The following is a 17,403-nucleotide window of genomic DNA, read 5'->3' on the forward strand; positions in this document are numbered from 1 at the left end:
ATTTATGCGAGTAATTGCAGGAGAGGCGAGACGCCTTAAGCTTGTTACACCTGAAGGCAATGATACAAGACCCACACAGGACAGAATAAAGGAAACCTTATTCAATATGATCCAGAATGATGTTCCAGGGGCTGTATTTATTGATGTTTTCGCAGGAAGCGGCGGAATAGGAATCGAGGCTTTATCAAGAGGAGCTAAAAAGGCTTATTTCATCGAAAACAATATTAAGGCTGTAAAATGTATCAATCAGAACATACAGACCACGAAATTTGAGGATAGAGCTACTGTCCTTAAGCAGGATGTACTTGTGGGACTGAAAAATGTTCGTGAAGCTGAGGTGGATATTATTTTTATCGATCCTCCTTATGAGGGCGGTCTTTACGAGAGGACCTTTGCGCTTCTTGCCAAGCTTCCTTACGTTACTGAATATACGATGATAATCGCTGAGTGCAATCTTGATATGGATTTATCAGTATTTGAAGATCAGGGATTCGAAATCACAAGGGAAAAGCGCTATAAATCTAATCAGCACGTTTTCCTTCGTAAGTGTTCACAATAATTCTGTATGAGGGGGAATTATTTGAAAGGAAGTTTTTTGAGGGTTTATGAAAAGAAGTAATTTGAACAAAGGTCTTGCTCTTGCTCTGGCTTTGGCTGTTGCAGGAAACACAATGATAACATCTGCTTCGACAGTTAAAGCATCAGGTCTTGAAACATCAGTAACAGACGTGGTTTCTGATGAAGGTATTGCAGTCGATTCAGAGGATGGCACATCTTCTCAGAAGGAAGAGGCTGCTGAAACAGATATTGATAATTCTTCATCCGAAGCTTCATCAAACGAAGAAGTCGGCAGCACAACTGATGATACATCTGATGAAGGTGCATCTGATTCTTCTGATTCAGAAAACACTGATGCAACAGAAGATGCTAATGCAGAAGCTACCGAAGGAACAGATGCTGAAACAGCAGATAATGCAGAAAATGAAGCAGCTTCTGATGAAAGCACAAAAGCTGCTGATGATACAACAGCTGAAGAGGCTAAAGGTGAAGAAGCTTCCGATAAATTCGAATTTTCAACAGATTTTGAAGGCTATATTATAAAGCTTTCTGCTGAAAAGGATGTTGTTCCCGATGGAACAGAAGTAAAAATTGAGAGACTTAAAGGCAATGAAGCTAAGGATACCGACGAGCTTGTAAATGATGCTCTTCCTGATAATGCTGTTGTTTATGATTCAGCATCCTTTGATATCAGTCTCTGGTTTGATGGAGTTGAAATTGAACCTAACGGAAATGTGTCCGTTGTGATAACTCTTGATGATGAGCTTGCTGAGAAAAACGAGGATAAAGATACATCTATTCAGGTTTTCCATATTGACGATGCAGAGCAGGTAAGTGAAGTAGAAGCTGATACAGAACTTACAACAGAGGGCAATAACGAGGATACTGTTGTTTCTTATGATGCAGAAAGCTTTTCGGTATATGATGTTGCTGTTGTTCTTAACTTTGATATTTCAGAACCTGTAGCAACAGTCAATTCAGTATACGAGGATAAGATAGATGTAGATGAAATCAGCTATCTTTCCAGTGATATTGATTGTACCGAAAACATTAAAACACTTATGGCGGATCCGGGAATTCATACATCATTCCAGACAATGGGTGAAGCTGTAAGGGCTGCTATTAAAAACAGGCAGGATTATATTACCCTTAATCTTAAGCTTCCGGGTAATTACAACAAAGATGTTATTCTGCAGAATGTGCTTGATATTGCTGTAGAGCATACCGGTGTACCCAACGAAGGTGACTACGTAAGATGGGCTTATTATGGAACCGGTACTGCGGATGCTACAGCTTATGCAAATAAGTGTACGTATGGTACTTTTTCAATCAGATTTGCGTTTACTCAGACTGCAGCTCAGGAGGTTGAGACTACAGCTGCCGTAAACAAGCTCGTAAAGCAGTTTAACAGTGGCTCTGACTATGATAAGGTAACTAAGCTTTACAGATATCTGATAAACAATGTTACCTATGACCATAATGGCGATAATGACGCTAAGTATAACAATTCATATTACCGTTATTCATGTCATTCAGCAGCTATTTCAAAGCATACTGTATGTGAAGGCTATTCCCTTCTTTTTTACAGAATATGCCTTTCAATGGGAATAGATGCAAGACTTGTTGCAGGTTTGGGCGGATCCGGTTCAAGTGCCGGTCCTCACGGATGGAATATTGTTCAGATCGGTGATTATTTCTATTATGTGGACTCAACCTGGGGCGCAGATGAATCCTATGATAAGGGTAAAAACGTAGATGATTGGGAATGGTTCCTTAGAGGAACAGCTTGTGGCTTTGATACTTTGCACCAGAGATATGGAGCATATTTAACAAGTGATTTCATTAATATTTATCCTGTTAATTACTATGATTACGCTACATATTATCCGTCACCTGTTAAAGCAACAAGCGTTAATCTCAGTCAGACAAGTGCGACCATAAGCGTGGGAGGAAGCTTTACACTTACAGCTTCCGTAACACCTGCTTCTTCACCTCAGCTGGTTAAATGGAATTCTTCAGATTACAATGTGGCTACTGTTGATGCCAACGGTACTGTAAGAGGTGTTGGTTATGGCGTTTGCGAGATATTTGCTACATCAAGTGTAGGCGGCAAAAAGGCTGTTTGCAGAGTAACCGTTGTTGGTGGCCTGGGTAAGGATATCCAGGTAGTTACAAAGAAGCTCACTGTCTATAAGGGTTACAGTTCAAGCCTCAATGCTTCTATCTGGCCTGAAGGCGCAAGCGGTAAGCTTAAATTTTCATCCAGTAACAGCAGAATTGCTTCTGTAACTAAGAAGGGTGTTGTTAAGGGAAAAAATCTTGGAAAATGCGTTATTACCGTTAAGTCAAATAATGGACTTAAGGTCAAGGTTAAGGTTACCGTTAAGGCACCTACAAAGGTAAAATCAGTAAAGCTTAATACTAAAAAGCTTGTATTGCAGGCAGGACAGGTAGCGCAGCTTTATGCTAAGGTTAAGCCTGCTAAAGCCTATAACAAGGCTGTTACATACAAGAGCAGCAAAAAGAGTGTTGCTTCAGTTGATGCAAACGGTGTTGTTTATGCATATAAAAAGGGTAAATGTACAATTACCGTTACGACTAAAGACGGCAAAAAGAAAGCTAAATGCAAAGTTATAGTTAATTAAGAGGTTTTTAAATGAAAAAAGCAGTATATCCCGGCAGCTTTGATCCGATTACACTGGGTCATCTGGATGTCATCAAAAGAGCATCGGCAATGTTTGATAAAATGGTGGTTTTAGTAAGCGTGAACACCGCCAAGAGTCCGTTGTTTTCAGCAGATGAACGTGTTAATATGATTAAAGAAGCGGTTTCTGATCTTGGCAATGTAGAAGTAGAGTCCTATGAAGGGTTACTTATTGACTACTGCAAAGAGAATAATATTCATATTATAATCAGAGGCCTTCGTGCTATCACGGATTTTGAGTACGAGCTTCAGATCGCGCAGACAAATAAGACCTTTTCAAAGGGAGAGGTTGATACAGTATTTCTTACGACCAGCCTTGAATATGCTTACTTAAGCAGTTCTACTGTACGAGAATTTGCCAGTTTTCATGGGGATATCAGTCACTGCGTAACACCTAGTGTCGCAGAGATGGTATATAGAAAATATGGCTATGAAGCCAAAAACAATAATGGGGGAAATCAGAATGAGCAGCAGAATTGAACAATGTATCGACGAAATCGAAACTTTCATTGAAAACTGCAAGTATCAGCCACTTTCTAAGACCAATATTGTAGTTAACAAAGAAGAGATTGATGAACTTCTTCGAGAGCTTAGAAGCAAAACTCCCGATGAGATCAAGAGATATCAGACAATAATCAGTAATAAAGAAGCTATCCTTGATGATGCAAGAAAAAAGGCAAAGGATCTTATAGATAAGGCTACAGCTCAGACAAACGAGCTTATCAACGAGCATGAGATTATGCAGCAGGCCTATGCTCAGGCTAATCAGGTTATTAATCAGGCTGCAAGACAGGCTGAGGAAATACTTACAAAATCCACAGATGAGGCTAATCAGATGAAGGCAGCTGCCGTTGCTTATACTGATCAGCTCCTTGCTGATGTTGAGAAAATCATTAACTCTGCAATTGATACTACAAACAGAACGAATTCAGCTTTGCTCAGTTCCCTTACGAACTACAGTGAGACTATTAAGTCAAACAGAGCAGAACTTGTACCACCGAGCGTTGACTCTGTTAATGTATCCAAGGGAAGCGGAGCACAGATAAATGAGGTTACACCACAGACAGGAACAATACCTCCTATAAACGATAGTGATCTCAATCTTGATCTGATTTAATATTATGTAATTTTTGAGCTGCCGTAATTTAGTATTACGGCGGCTCATAGATTTTATAAAAGGTATTTTGATGAGACTTGATAAATTTTTAAGTGATGCCGGAATCGGTACACGAAAGCAAATTAAGGAATATATAAAAAACGGAATGGTCAGGGTAGATGGCGAAGTTGCCAAGAGACCTGAGTTTTCTGTTGATCCCGAAAAAAATGAAATCATTTTTGACAATACGAATCTCACTGAAGGCTATGCCAAGTATAGATATTATCTTTTAAATAAGCCACAGGGCGTTGTATCCGCAACCACAGATAAGCATGATACTACAGTAATTGATCTTATAGATACTGGCTTTGATAAAGATCTTGCTCCTGTTGGAAGACTGGATAAAGATACAGAAGGCTTTTTGCTTATTACAAATGATGGTAAGCTTTCCCACATGCTGCTCTCACCAAAAAAGCATGTTGAAAAAGAATATGAGGTTCTGACAAGGAATAAAGTTACGGAAGAGGATATTACTAAGCTTGAAGGCGGACTTGATATCGGTGATGAAGAGCCAACCATGCCCGCTAAAGCATTTATCGAAGATAGAGACGGTAAAGAAGTCCTGCATTTAATTTTACATGAAGGAAGATTTCATCAGGTAAAGAGAATGCTCACAGCTATAGGAAACGAGGTGGTTTTCCTTAAGAGAATCAGGATGGGCGGCCTTTATTTGGATGAGACACTGGAGCCGGGAGATTACAGAGAGCTGACCGACGAGGAACTAAAGCTTTTGTCTGGTAAAACTGATAATGAAAGGAACAAGTAATAAAGATCATGAAGTTGTTTAAAGGAAGAGTACCAAAGGGAGAATTTGGGTATATTGAAGGAGCATCAAGGGCAGCCATAATAAGGACTGCAATTTCGGTTCTTGCCTGTGTTGTTATTTTCCTTATTGGACTTCTTATATATCACACAAACAAAAGCGCTTTTAGTATTATCGCGGCTCTTGGCTGCATCCCTGCAGGCTTAAGCGCAGTCAATATGATTATGTATTTGAGGGCTCACCGTTGTTCTAAGGAAGCCTATGAAAAGATCGAAGCTCACAGAGGCGGTCTTCTTATCAGATATGAACTTGAAATGACTAGTTATGAAGAAAATTATGGTATATCTGCGGCTACAGTACTTGATAAAAATGTTTGCTGCTACTCAGAGGTAAAGGGACTTGATGTTATAGACTGTGAGAAGCATATCAGAAATCAGATAGCACAGAGTGGTTACAGTTCATATACAGTAAAGGTATTTAAGGATCTTGATGCCTTTTGTGCAAGACTTGATCAGCTAGAACAGATAAGAGCATCAAAAAACATTGATCCTCAGGCTATAGAAGACGCATGGGTTCCGGGTACGGTAGAAACCTGTGCACATGTATTACTTTCAATATCCTTGTAATATCGTATTATTTAATTTTGATATGCAATTGTAAAATTGATAATTTAATTACGGTAATTAGATGAGAGAAATTAAAATAAATGACAACGAAGCCGGCAAAAGGCTGGACAAATTTTTATCACAGTACTTTACAGGCACAACAATGGGCTTTCTTTTTAAGATGCTCAGAAAAAAGAATATTGTTCTTAACAAAAAGAAGGCAAGCGGTAAGGAATTACTGCAAAAGGGTGATGTTATAAGCGTCTTCTTTTCTGACGAAACCTTTGATAAGTTCGCAAACAAATTTGCTAATGCATCAGATGCTTCTTCAGATGCCGGCCCTAAAGACTTATCCGGAGTTTTAAAAGAATATGAAAATGCTTACAAAAGATTCGGCGAGCTTGAGATAATTTACGAAGATGAAAATATACTTTTGATTAATAAGCCCGCAGGAATCCTTTCTCAGAAGGCAGAGCCAAAGGATTTAAGCCTTAACGAATGGCTTATCGGTTACCTTTTAGCAAAGGGAAGTATCCGGAAGGACAGTCTGGTAACCTTCAGACCTTCTGTTTGTAACCGCCTGGACAGGAATACTTCAGGTATTGTTATTTGTTCAAAATCACTGCAGGGTGCGAGGGGGATGGCTCAGGGTCTTAAGGACAGGAGCATTCATAAATATTATTCTACTATTGTTTCCGGAAAAATAACTGAAAATGCTCATATATCAGGATATCTGATAAAGGATGAGAAAAACAATAAAGTTAGGCTTATTGATGAAAAAGACGAAAAGAACTTGAAAAATGCCGATAAAATCGAAACTTCTTATGAGGTTTTAAGGCACTTGAAACTTCAACCTCAAGGGACTGACGGAAAGAATGTTAATACAGATCTTGAAAATATGATTTTTTCAGAGCTTTCAGTTTGCCTGATTACAGGAAAGCCTCATCAGATAAGGGCTCATCTTTCATCAACAGGTCACCCGATAATAGGTGATTCAAAATACGGTAACAGTAATATAAATAAGTTTTTCAGAGATAACGCAGGTTTAAAGTATCAGCTTCTTCATGCAGGGAGGCTTGAATTTCCTGAGTTTTCCGGAGAACTGTCTAACCTGTCCGGAAAGATATTTGAGGCCGGCCTTTCACCAGAATATATCAAAATAAAGGAAATAACATGCCAACCTGGAACTCAAGAGGCTTAAGGGGATCAACCCTTGAGGAAATGATTAACAGAACAAATGAAAAGTATCTAAATGAAGGGCTTGCTCTTATTCAGAAAATTCCTACGCCCATCACACCCATTAACATCGATAAGGAAACAAGACACATTACCCTGGCGTACTTTGACCAGAAAAGTACCGTCGATTACATCGGCGCAGTGCAGGGTATTCCTGTCTGTTTTGATGCGAAGGAATGTGCAGTCGATACATTTACATTGGAAAACATACACGAGCACCAGGTTGTTTTCATGGACAATTTTGAAAAACAGGATGGTGTGGCATTTTTCCTGATCTATTACACAGCAAGAGGTATATATTATTATTTGCCCTTTAGGCAGCTTAAGCTTTTCTGGGACAGGGCAAAAGCAGGCGGACGAAAGAGCTTTAGACTTGATGAGCTTGATATGGACTACATGATATCTGATGATCAGGCAGCTTTTATTCCATATCTTGAGCTTTTACAAAAGGACTTGGAAGATAGAGATTGACAAAAGCAGTATATTCCGATAAACTGAGTGAAGTTTAACAAATTAGCATGGTAGCACGTTACCATAGTAAAGTGCGAGGGGAACTATTATGAATCGAAAATTACTTCACACTCCTGAAGGCGTAAGAGATTTATATGGACTTGAATGCAGTGACAGAATACTCATCAGGAGCCTTATAAATGCCAAGATGAAGTCTTACGGTTTTGAGGATATTGATACACCTACCTTTGAGTTCTTTGATATCTATTCAACAGAGATCAGTAATAACAGTGCGAGAGAGCTATATAAGTTCTTTGATAAGGACGGAAATACCATGGTCCTTCGCCCTGACTTTACGCCTTCTGTTGCAAGATGCGTAAGCAAATACTTTTTGGAAGACAATAAGCCTGTTAGATTTTGTTACGATGGCAAAACCTTTTTAAATACTCATTCACTTCAGGGCAAGCTTAAGGAAAACAATGAAATTGGCGCCGAGCTTATGAATGATGACAGTATCTATGCCGATGCCGAGATGATCGCGCTTCTCGTTGAATCACTGCAGTCTGTTGGCCTAACTGATTTTCAGATAAGCATAGGCGATGCAGATTACTATAACGGTATATGCGAGGAAGCCGGAATCAGCGCTGAGACTGAGGCAGAGATCAGAGAGCAGATAACTAACAGAAATACCTTTGCTGCTGATCTTATTATGGAAGAGAACAACATCAGTGATAAATACAGACAGCTTATAAAGAGCGTTTCTACTTGTATCGGTGATGCTTCTGTTTTGGAAAAAGCCGGAAGTATTGTGGCAAATGAGCGTTCGCAGAATTCAATAAAAAGACTTCAGGCTCTTTATAAGGTTCTTTGCAGCTACAAAATAGAAAAATATATATCCTTTGACTTAGGAATGCTAAGTAAATTTAATTATTACACAGGTGTTATGTTCCATGCCTATACCTATGGTGTTGGCGATGCCATTGCCAAGGGCGGACGCTATGACAATCTTCTTGAGGGATTTGGAAAAAGCGCACCGGCTATAGGTTTCATGATCAACGTTGACGACCTGATGAAAGCGCTTTATTCCCAGAATATTAAACTGGAGCATGAGGACGGTGTAGTTGTTCTCAGCTTTACGGATGATGTTTTTGAAGAAACTCTTGCAGAAGCTCAAAAGCTCCGCGAAAGTGGGAAGAAAGTAATTTTATCAAAGAAATAATCGTAACTACTTACACAGCAACAGTTGAAAAGGATATTTTCATGAATAAACAGGATAGATATTTAACGTTTGCTCTTGGAAAGGGCAGACTAGTAAATAACACAATGGAGCTTCTTGAAAAATGCGGTATTCACTGCGAAGAGGTTACAGATAAAAGCACAAGAAAGCTGATTTTTACAAACGAAGAGTTAAAGCTTAAGTTTTTCCTTGCAAAGGGCCCTGATGTGCCTACTTATGTAGAGCACGGCGCCGCTGACATCGGTATTGTCGGTAAGGATACAATAATGGAAGAGAACAGAAGCGTCTATGAGGTTCTGGACCTTGGCTTTGGCAAATGCAGAATGTGTGTCTGCGGACCGGAATCTGCAAGAGAGCTTTTAAATCATCATGAGATGATTCGTGTAGCCAGCAAGTATCCCAATATAGCAAGAGATTATTTTTATAACAGGAAAAATCAGACAGTAGACATCATAAAGCTGAACGGATCTGTGGAGCTTGGTCCCATCGTTAATCTATCGGATGTTATTGTAGATATAGTTGAAACCGGCAGCACCCTTAGAGAGAACGGACTTACGGTTCTTGAGGAAATATGCCCATTATCTGCAAGGGTTATAGTAAACCAGGTAAGCATGCAGATGGAGTCGGCAAGAATTCAGAAGCTAATAAATGACATGAAGGAGAATTTGTAATGCGTATTGTAGAACTTAATGAAAACACCAAGGGCGAACTTCTTGATAAGCTGCTGCAAAGGAGTCCTTCAAATTACGGCGAATACGAGAAAATCGTTGCCGACATCATTGAAAATGTAAGAACAAGAAAAGATGAAGCTTTATTTGAATATACCTTGAAGTTCGATAAATTCGCACTTTCAAAGGAAACCATAAAGGTAACGGAAGCTGAGATTAAAGAAGCTTATGAGGCACTTGATTCTACTTTTATTGAGGTCATGAAAAAAAGTGCCGAGAATATCAGAGCCTTCCACGAAAAACAGAAGAGAACAAGCTTTATTGACACAAAGGCTGACGGATCTATTCTGGGACAGAGAATCTATCCTATTGAAATCTCAGGGGTCTATGTTCCCGGTGGAAAGGCCGCATATCCTTCAAGTGTTCTAATGAACGTTGTTCCTGCCAAGGTTGCAGGAGTTGAGAGAATTGTTATGTGCACACCTCCCGGAGCTGACGGAAAGGTTAATCCCGGAACTCTGGTTGCTGCAGATATTGCAGGTGTAACAGAGGTTTATAAGGTTGGCGGTGCGCAGGCTATAGCTGCAATGAGCTTTGGTACGGAGTCAGTTCCCAAGGTAGATAAAATTACAGGTCCCGGCAACATATTTGTTGCTCTTGCGAAGAAGGCCTGCTTTGGATATGTATCAATCGATTCAATTGCCGGACCTTCAGAGATACTTGTACTTGCAGATGAAACCTCAAATCCCAGATATGTTGCTGCAGATCTTTTATCTCAGGCTGAGCACGATGAGATGGCAAGTGCTATACTTATTACAACAAGCATGGAGCTGGCAAATAAGGTTTCAGAGGAGATCGACGGTTTTCTTCAGACACTTGAAAGATCCGAGATCATAAAGAAATCTCTTGATAATTACGGTTATATTTTTGTAGCAGACAATATGGATGATGTGATAGATGCAGCAAATGCCGTAGCATCAGAGCACCTCGAGATCCTTACAAAGAATCCCTTTGAGGTTATGCCTAAGATTAAGCACGCAGGAGCTATTTTCCTTGGAGCATATTCTTCAGAGCCTCTTGGAGATTATTTTGCAGGTCCCAACCACATCCTTCCTACCAATCAGACAGCAAGATTTTTCTCACCTCTGTCAGTAGATGACTTCATTAAGAAGACAAGCATAATTGCTTACTCAGAAGAAGGTCTCAAGGCAGTACATGAGGATATCGAGCTTTTTGCCAAAAACGAAGGTCTTACAGCTCACGCTAATTCAATTGCAGTAAGATTCGAATAAGATTTTTATATAGCATGAAGAAAATAAAATTTTAAGGAGATTACTTATGAGCAGAAGTGCGGTGGTCACAAGAAAGACCGGTGAAACAGACATTACCGTAGAGCTTGAGCTTGACGGAACAGGAAAATCGGAGATAAATACAGGCATTGGATTCTTTGATCACATGCTTAGCGCATTTGCAAGACACGGTCTATTTGATTTGACCGTAAATGTTGACGGTGATCTTTATGTTGATGGACACCACTCAGTTGAAGATACAGGAATCGTTCTTGGTCAGGCTATCGCTCAGGCACTTGGTGATAAGAGCAATATAAAGCGCTATGGTCAGAGAATTCTTCCAATGGATGAGACTCTTGTACTTGCTGCAATTGACCTTTGCGGAAGACCATATTTTGTTATGGATGCTGATTTCGAAACACCTATGGTAGGCGGCTTTGATACACAGCTTGTCCGTGAGTTCTTTTACGCTGTTTCCTACGGAGCTATGATGAATCTTCACCTTCGTGTTATTACAGGAATCAATGACCATCACAAGATTGAAGCTATGTTTAAGGCTTTTGCCAAGGCTCTTGATGAAGCGACTTTAATTGATGAGAGAATTACAGGTGTCCTCAGTACAAAGGGCACATTATAAATACAAAATTTACCGGGAGAATACAATGCTTAAAAGATTTATACCCTGCATTTATCTGAAAAAAGGAAATGCCGTTAAAGGCTTTGAACAGGATGAAGTACTTGAGCAGACACCACTTGCTCTTGCTGAACAGTATGATAACGACGACTGCGATGCCATAATTATTTTCGACTTGTCGGAGGGCGATGCAGAGCACGAAGAATCCCTTGATATCATCAAGGACATCTGTGCAAATGTGGGAACAACTGTATACGGAGCAGGAAATGTAAAGCGTATGGAGGATATTAAGAAACTTCTTTACGCCGGCTGTAAAAAGGCATGCCTCAATTTTTCAAAACAGGGCAATATCGAAATTCTTCAGGAAGTATCTGAAAAATTCGGAAAAGATAAGATTGCAATCTGTTATACAGAAACTGATAAAATCACTGAGAATACAGAGAACATAGAAAAATATGCCGATGAGCTTATTCTTCTTAACAGCTCTCAGATAAAGCAGGCACCTGTTCTTAATATGCCTACCATTTTCAGTGTGCCTGACATCTCACTTGATAAGATGCTTGAACTTATGTCAGGTGCAAATACAGCAGGACTTACAGGGGAAGGTATCAACAAGAATTCAGCTGAGATCCGAGGTATGAAAAAGTTCTGCGCTGATAATGACCTGGCTGTTAACAGAATGATTCCGCAGATCAAGTGGGAAGATCTTAAAAAGAATTCCGACGGAATGGTTCCGGTTGTCGTACAGGATTACAGAACAGATGCTGTTTTGATGGTTGCTTATTTTAATGAGGAATCCTTCTATAAGACCATTGATTGCGGAAAAATGACCTATTTTAGCAGAAGCAGGAACGAGCTTTGGCTTAAGGGTGAGACCAGCGGTCACTTCCAGTATGTAAAAAAGCTTACTGCAGACTGCGATCTTGATACTATCCTTGCAAAGGTTAAGCAGGTTGGGGCAGCTTGTCATACAGGCAGCTATTCTTGCTTCTTCAATGAAATCGCTTCAAGAAACTATTCAGAGAAAAATCCTCAGAGAGTTCTTGACAGCGTATTTGAAGTTATAAGAGACAGAAAGGTTAATCCGAGGGAAGGTTCTTATACTAACTATCTTTACGAAAAGGGCCTTGATAAGATACTTAAAAAAGTTGGCGAAGAGAGTACCGAAATGGTTATCGCCGCAAAAAATACAAATTCTAATGAACTCGTTTACGAAATGGCAGATTTTTTGTATCATATGATGGTACTTATGTCAGAGAAAAATATTTCCTGGGAGGAGATTACCGACGAACTGGCCAGGAGATGATTTTTCTTAATAATAGAATTATTGAGGTGTAGTTTGAACGAGAAATTAGCTTTATCAGATGAGATTCTTCTTAGCATTGGCAAACCAGAGCGCTATGTTGGCGGTGAGGTTAACTCTGTTATCAAGAATCTTTCTGATGTAAAAATACGTTTTGCATTCTGTTTCCCTGATGTTTATGAGATTGGTATGTCCCATCTCGGAATTCAGATACTATACGGAATGTTCAACGAATATGAAGACGTATGGTGTGAGCGGGTATATTCTCCATGGGATGATCTTGATAAGATCATGAGAGAGAAAAATATCCCGCTTTTTGCGCTTGAATCGCAGGACCCTGTGAAGAATTTTGATTTTCTTGGTTTTACATTGCAGTATGAGATGTGTTATACCAATATTCTTCAGGTTCTTGATTTGTCAGGCATTGCACTTTACAGCAAGGACAGGGAAGAAAACGATCCTATTGTAATAGGCGGAGGTCCCTGCACATATAATCCTGAGCCAATCGCAGATTTCTTTGATATCTTCTATATCGGAGAAGGCGAGACCAGATATCGTGACCTTTTTGATCTATATGAAAAATGCAAGGAAGAGGGCATATCAAGAAAAGATTTCCTTAAGAGGGTAGCACAGATACCCGGAATGTACGTACCATCTCTTTATGAGATTAACTACAATGAGGACGGAACAGTAAGTGAGATCAAGCCTCTTGAAGGTGCACCTGCTGTAATTGAGAAGGAACTTTGCACAGATCTTAGTGATGCTTATTATCCCATGAAGCCTGTAATGCCTTTTATTAAGGTCACTCAGGACAGGGCGGTAATCGAAGTCATGAGAGGCTGTATCAGAGGCTGCAGATTCTGCCAGGCAGGTCAGCTCTACAGACCGCTTCGTGAAAGAGACGTCGAAAAGCTCAAAGAGTATGCTATGACTCTTATTAAAAACACAGGTTATGAAGAAATCTCTTTAAGCTCACTTAGTACCAGTGATTATTCAAAGCTTAACGAACTCCTTGAGTTCCTGATTGATTACTGTAATGAGCACAAGGTAAACATCTCACTTCCGTCACTTCGAATTGACGCCTTCTCGCTTGATGTTATGAGTAAGGTTCAGGATGTTAAGAAATCTTCACTTACCTTTGCACCTGAAGCCGGCACTCAGCGAATGAGAAATGTTATAAACAAAGGCCTTACAGAAGAGGATATTCTTAAGGGATCCCACGAAGCCTTTGTTGGTGGTTGGAATAAGGTTAAGCTTTACTTCATGCTTGGCCTTCCCGGTGAAACCACAGAGGATATCGAAGGTATCGGAGATATAGCAAATAAAATAGCAGTTGAGTACTTTGAAACCGTTCCCAAGGAAAAGAGAAACGGCAGAACGATAGAGATTACTGCAAGTACATCCTTCTTTGTTCCGAAACCATTTACTCCATTCCAGTGGGCATCAATGAACACTAAGGAAGAGTTTCTTGAAAAAGCAAACATTACCAGAAAAGGTATTATGTCCCAGCTTAACCAGAAGCATATAAAGTATAACTGGCATGAAGCTGACGCCAGCATGCTTGAAGGAATTCTCGCAAGAGGTGACAGAAAACTATCTACTGTTATTTATAATGTTTATAAAAGAGGCTGCATTTTTGATGCCTGGAGCGAATTCTTTAAAAATAACATTTGGATGGAAGAGCTTGAAAATGCCGGTCTTGATCCTATGTTCTATGTAAAACGTGAAAGAACAAAGGACGAGATCCTTCCTTGGGATATGATAAGCTGTGGAGTATCAAAGGAATTCCTTTGGAGAGAATGGGAACGCTCAAAACAGGGCGTTGTGTCACCTAACTGCAGACAGGCATGTATGGGCTGCGGCGGAGCTAATTATGGTGTCGGTATCTGCTTCCAACCCAAAACAGGAGTATAACTTCAGATTACTACAGTATTTATCAGATAATAATTGATATTTTTATAATTAGACTTAGGAAAAAACATGGAAAAACTTAGATTAAAATTTTCAAAGCATGGTCCCATTCGCTTTCTTGGACATTTGGACGTAATGCGTTATGTTCAAAAGGCTATAAGACGTGCTGAAATAGATATTAAATACAGCGAGGGCTTAAGTCCTCACCAAATTCTTTCATTTGCTCAACCTTTAAGCGTGGGTTCAACTACAGATGGAGATTATATTGACATGACTGTCAATTCTTTGGAATCACCTGAGGCTGTAATGAATGCTTTGAATGAAGTAATGAATGAAGGCATCGTAATAATTGCTGTTACGGCTCTTCCAGAGAAGTGTGTGAACGCCATGACCAGCGTTGCTGCAGCTGAATACCTTATTTCCTTCAGAGAAGGTAAGGCACCAAATTTCAATTTAGAGGCTACTATGAAGGCATTCATGGAACAGCCTGAAATCCCTGCAATTAAGAAAACCAAGAACGGTGAGAAAACAATCGATATTAAACCTCTGATATTTAAATACGAGATTTTAGACGATAAAATACATTTGTTATTATCTGCCGGAAGCGCTAATAACCTGAAGGCAGCGCTTTTTATCGAAAGTCTTTATAATTTTGCCGGAGAAGAAATGCAGGAATTTGCTGCTGTATTCCACAGAGTTGAAACTTATCTGGCCGGAGAGGATGAGAAGGGACATTATGTTCAGCCCATGATTCCTGAAAAACTCTATGACTTCTCCTTTGCTGCTCCCGGAAAAGCTGAAATGGGTAAGATATATGTCTGATATTGTTATTACGAAGTGGCATGACAAGCTCTCGATCCTTGGCTTTACAGATGGAACCCTTGAATATCTTAAGGTTCTTGACGGTAATGACAGACGAGGAAATGTCTACTCGGGTAGAGTAGAAAATAAAGCTAATAATATTGATGCTCTTTTTGTGCGCTTTGAGGCAGGCCAGGGTAAACGCGGCATAGGTTTTTTACCAATTAAAACAATACCGACTGAATGCGTTCTTAATAGACATGTGAATAATGCTTCAGAGATAAAACCGGGTGATATTTTACTTGTTCAGATCAGAACTGATGAACATAAAACAAAGCAGGCAAGACTGTCTTCAAAAATAAAGCTTCATTCATCCGAGTATGATGGCGATCTTAATAAGCTTATAAATATTGCTAAGACCAGAACTGAGCATCAGCTTATTATAAATCGAGGACTTACTCTCAGCGGAGAGATAGATGCAGCAAAACATCGTTTATCAAAAACATCTGATACCGATGATTATAAAATAGTATCTGATATCAAAAGCATATGCGATGAGCTTATTGAGAACAATATTGACTGTGAATACTATGACGAAGAAGAGCAGAGAATATCTCTTGCAGTTCACTACAGCATAACAAGCAAAACCGAGGATTTATTAAAAAAGAAGGTATGGCTTAAATCAGGTGGATATATTATTGTAGAGCAGACCGAAACGCTGAACCTGATAGATGTTAATTCAGGTAAGAGCCAAAAGAAAACAGATGATTTTTTCTTATTATTAAATAAAGAAGCAGCAGATGAATGTGTCAGGCAGATAAGGCTCAGAAATCTTTCCGGAATGATACTTATTGATTTTGTATCAATGAAGGATAAGGAATTGCAGAATGAGCTCATTAAATATATAGAAGAGATTACTTCCGGTGATCCCGATCATTTGAGATTCATAGATCTGACAGGACTTGGTATAATGGAGTTTACCAGAGATAAAAAGTATAAATCCTTGTCAGAAACTATTGACTTTAAACATTTGTGATGTTATTATATCACAGTATGCCGCTTAACGAGGTCGAAGTGGATACTTTTTTATCCCACCATAGTTAGCGAGATTTAGAAGAAGGAGGTGCCTTATGTACGCAATTATAGTTACTGGTGGTAAGCAGTACAAGGTTTCCGAAGGCGATGTAATCCGCGTTGAGAAGCTTGACGTAGAAGCCGGAAAAGAAGTTACATTTGATAATGTTATTGCAGTAAATGATGATACAACTCTTAAGGTTGCTGGTGATGTAGCAAACGCTAAGGTTAGCGCAACTGTTATGGAACAGGGCAAGGGCAAGAAGGTTATCGTTTACAAGTACAAGTCTAAGACTGGATATCACAAGAAGAACGGTCACAGACAGTGCTTCACAAGCGTGAAGATTGACAAGATTTCTCTTTAATCTTGGAGAAGATGTTTGAAATATGACTAGTATCGTAATTCGTAAAAATTCTGACGGCGAATACATGGGCTTTGAATTAAGCGGACATGCAGGATCCGGCGAATACGGGAAAGACATTGTATGTGCAGCCATTTCCATGCTCACTATTAACACTGTTAATTCCCTCGAAAAGTTTACAGATGATGCTTTTACCTGTGATGCAAATGCCGAAGAGGGTCATATCTTAGTTACTTCAGAGAATGGCTTTTCAGCAGAAGGTGAGTTATTGTTAAAATCCTTCGAACTCGGTATTACAGGAGTTTTCAAACAATATGGTAATGAATTTTTGGACATTAAATTCGAGGAGGTGTAAGTCATGTTGAATATGGACCTTCAATTTTTTGCTCATAAAAAGGGTGTAGGATCAACCAAAAACGGTCGTGATTCTGAGTCAAAGCGCCTTGGAGCAAAGAGAGCTGACGGACAATTCGTAAAGGCTGGAAATATTTTATACAGACAGCGCGGCACACATATTCATCCCGGTGTAAACGTTGGTATCGGTAAGGATGATACTCTTTTTGCACTCGTTGATGGTGTACTTCGTTTTGAGCGCAAGGGCCGTGATAAGAAGCAGGCTAGCGTTTACGCTGTAGAGAAGTAATCAGTTTCG

19 protein-coding genes are annotated in these 17,403 nt (G+C 39.6%); all 19 read left to right on the forward strand.

What is annotated here, in order from left to right:
* Nucleotides 1-4: 4 nt before the first annotated feature.
* The 19 genes from rsmD to rpmA all read left to right on the forward strand — a co-directional run bounded on the left by rsmD (nucleotide 5) and on the right by rpmA (nucleotide 17,394).
* Nucleotides 5-559, forward strand: a complete 555-nt coding sequence (gene rsmD, locus G608_RS0102080) for a 16S rRNA (guanine(966)-N(2))-methyltransferase RsmD (RefSeq protein ID WP_026494622.1) — start codon at nucleotides 5-7, stop codon at nucleotides 557-559.
* 46 nt (nucleotides 560-605) lie between these two features.
* Nucleotides 606-3,203 (forward strand): Ig-like domain-containing protein, encoded by a 2,598-nt coding sequence (locus G608_RS0102085; protein WP_026494623.1) that lies wholly within the window; start codon nucleotides 606-608, stop codon nucleotides 3,201-3,203.
* Nucleotides 3,204-3,214: 11 nt separating this feature from the next.
* On the forward strand, nucleotides 3,215-3,742 hold the full coding sequence (gene coaD, locus G608_RS0102090) for a pantetheine-phosphate adenylyltransferase (protein WP_026494624.1): 528 nt from the start codon (nucleotides 3,215-3,217) through the stop codon (nucleotides 3,740-3,742).
* Nucleotides 3,726-4,379: an HrpE/YscL family type III secretion apparatus protein gene (locus G608_RS0102095; RefSeq protein ID WP_026494625.1), complete on the forward strand. Its 654-nt coding sequence runs from the start codon at nucleotides 3,726-3,728 to the stop codon at nucleotides 4,377-4,379. Before coaD ends, G608_RS0102095 begins: the two co-directional genes overlap by 17 nt.
* A 70-nt stretch (nucleotides 4,380-4,449) precedes the next feature.
* Nucleotides 4,450-5,184, forward strand: coding sequence for a pseudouridine synthase (locus G608_RS0102100; RefSeq protein ID WP_035794305.1), 735 nt, complete (start codon nucleotides 4,450-4,452; stop codon nucleotides 5,182-5,184).
* 8 nt (nucleotides 5,185-5,192) lie between these two features.
* Nucleotides 5,193-5,807, forward strand: coding sequence for a hypothetical protein (locus G608_RS0102105; protein ID WP_026494627.1), 615 nt, complete (start codon nucleotides 5,193-5,195; stop codon nucleotides 5,805-5,807).
* A 61-nt stretch (nucleotides 5,808-5,868) separates the two neighbouring features.
* On the forward strand, nucleotides 5,869-6,987 hold the full coding sequence (locus G608_RS0102110) for an RluA family pseudouridine synthase (protein ID WP_026494628.1): 1,119 nt from the start codon (nucleotides 5,869-5,871) through the stop codon (nucleotides 6,985-6,987).
* Nucleotides 6,960-7,493, forward strand: a complete 534-nt coding sequence (locus G608_RS0102115; RefSeq protein WP_026494629.1) for a Holliday junction resolvase RecU — start codon at nucleotides 6,960-6,962, stop codon at nucleotides 7,491-7,493. Before G608_RS0102110 ends, G608_RS0102115 begins: the two co-directional genes overlap by 28 nt.
* A gap of 88 nt (nucleotides 7,494-7,581) precedes the next feature.
* Nucleotides 7,582-8,691: an ATP phosphoribosyltransferase regulatory subunit gene (gene hisZ, locus G608_RS0102120; RefSeq protein ID WP_026494630.1), complete on the forward strand. Its 1,110-nt coding sequence runs from the start codon at nucleotides 7,582-7,584 to the stop codon at nucleotides 8,689-8,691.
* Nucleotides 8,692-8,732: 41 nt separating this feature from the next.
* Nucleotides 8,733-9,380, forward strand: a complete 648-nt coding sequence (gene hisG, locus G608_RS0102125; protein WP_026494631.1) for an ATP phosphoribosyltransferase — start codon at nucleotides 8,733-8,735, stop codon at nucleotides 9,378-9,380.
* On the forward strand, nucleotides 9,380-10,669 hold the full coding sequence (gene hisD, locus G608_RS0102130) for a histidinol dehydrogenase (protein WP_026494632.1): 1,290 nt from the start codon (nucleotides 9,380-9,382) through the stop codon (nucleotides 10,667-10,669). Before hisG ends, hisD begins: the two co-directional genes overlap by 1 nt.
* A 46-nt stretch (nucleotides 10,670-10,715) precedes the next feature.
* The gene (hisB, locus tag G608_RS0102135) at nucleotides 10,716-11,303 is read left to right on the forward strand and encodes an imidazoleglycerol-phosphate dehydratase HisB (RefSeq protein ID WP_026494633.1); all 588 of its coding nucleotides are present in this window, start codon (nucleotides 10,716-10,718) and stop codon (nucleotides 11,301-11,303) included.
* 25 nt (nucleotides 11,304-11,328) lie between these two features.
* Complete coding sequence (hisIE, locus tag G608_RS22750; protein ID WP_035794308.1) at nucleotides 11,329-12,606, forward strand: bifunctional phosphoribosyl-AMP cyclohydrolase/phosphoribosyl-ATP diphosphatase HisIE; 1,278 nt, start codon at nucleotides 11,329-11,331, stop codon at nucleotides 12,604-12,606.
* Between the two features lie 33 nt (nucleotides 12,607-12,639).
* Nucleotides 12,640-14,517 (forward strand): TIGR03960 family B12-binding radical SAM protein, encoded by a 1,878-nt coding sequence (locus tag G608_RS0102145; RefSeq protein WP_026494635.1) that lies wholly within the window; start codon nucleotides 12,640-12,642, stop codon nucleotides 14,515-14,517.
* Between the two features lie 66 nt (nucleotides 14,518-14,583).
* On the forward strand, nucleotides 14,584-15,336 hold the full coding sequence (locus G608_RS19555; RefSeq protein ID WP_051208722.1) for a TIGR03936 family radical SAM-associated protein: 753 nt from the start codon (nucleotides 14,584-14,586) through the stop codon (nucleotides 15,334-15,336).
* The gene (locus tag G608_RS0102155) at nucleotides 15,329-16,351 is read left to right on the forward strand and encodes a ribonuclease E/G (protein ID WP_026494636.1); all 1,023 of its coding nucleotides are present in this window, start codon (nucleotides 15,329-15,331) and stop codon (nucleotides 16,349-16,351) included. Before G608_RS19555 ends, G608_RS0102155 begins: the two co-directional genes overlap by 8 nt.
* Before the next feature lie 94 nt (nucleotides 16,352-16,445).
* Nucleotides 16,446-16,754 (forward strand): 50S ribosomal protein L21, encoded by a 309-nt coding sequence (gene rplU / locus G608_RS0102160; RefSeq protein WP_026494637.1) that lies wholly within the window; start codon nucleotides 16,446-16,448, stop codon nucleotides 16,752-16,754.
* Between the two features lie 22 nt (nucleotides 16,755-16,776).
* Nucleotides 16,777-17,106: a ribosomal-processing cysteine protease Prp gene (locus G608_RS0102165; RefSeq protein WP_026494638.1), complete on the forward strand. Its 330-nt coding sequence runs from the start codon at nucleotides 16,777-16,779 to the stop codon at nucleotides 17,104-17,106.
* A gap of 3 nt (nucleotides 17,107-17,109) precedes the next feature.
* Nucleotides 17,110-17,394 carry a 50S ribosomal protein L27 gene (gene rpmA, locus G608_RS0102170; RefSeq protein WP_026490668.1) on the forward strand — a complete coding sequence of 95 codons (285 nt, stop codon included), beginning with the start codon at nucleotides 17,110-17,112 and terminating at the stop codon, nucleotides 17,392-17,394.
* The last annotated feature ends 9 nt before the right edge of the window (nucleotides 17,395-17,403 follow it).

This window comes from Butyrivibrio sp. WCD3002 (genome assembly GCF_000424265.1).
Classification (GTDB): domain Bacteria; phylum Bacillota; class Clostridia; order Lachnospirales; family Lachnospiraceae; genus Butyrivibrio.